Genomic DNA, 547 nt, shown 5'->3' with positions numbered 1-547 from the left:
CGTCATCCCGCAATCGAGCAGCGGTCAGCAACCCGTTGAGACGGGGCATCACCACGTCGAGGGTGACCACGTCGGGTCTTACGCGATGCACGATCTCCAGGCACTCGACACCATCAGCCGCGGTCACGACCTCGAACCCCTCTAGCTCAAGGTTGACCCTGATTAGCTGCCGGATGACCTTGTTGTCGTCGACAACAAGGACCCGGCCGGACACGCCAGGCACAACTCGAAGCCTAGGCGTGCGACTCCGACTGCGTCCGGGTTTTGCCCACTTCCGCCACGTGCGGGGGACCTTTCAGCGAGGCTCCCCACGATCCGCGACGAATGCGCTACAAGCGCGGGCCCCGCGTTCCGCTTCCCCGGCGCACCCTCCGGACCAGTCGCCTGGATGCGCCGGCTCGCTTCCTCCCCCACCGCCTGCCCGGCCCTGCGGCCGGCCCACGAAAGGCGTTCATGGCCACCCCTCATGAGCTGGTAGTGTTCTCTCCGTCGCCACGCAAGACGGCGGACACGCCCCCGTAGCTCAGGGGATAGAGCAACGGCCTCC

1 protein-coding gene is annotated in these 547 nt (G+C 66.7%); it reads right to left on the bottom strand.

What is annotated here, in order from left to right:
• On the bottom strand, positions 1-223 hold a 223-nt coding region (locus KUM32_RS36750), incomplete at its 3' end, for a response regulator (protein ID WP_217146216.1).
• Positions 224-547: the final 324 nt, after the last annotated feature.

The sequence above is a fragment of the Streptomyces sp. AC627_RSS907 genome (assembly GCF_019049165.1).
This window is presented reverse-complemented; position numbering and strand designations above follow the sequence as displayed.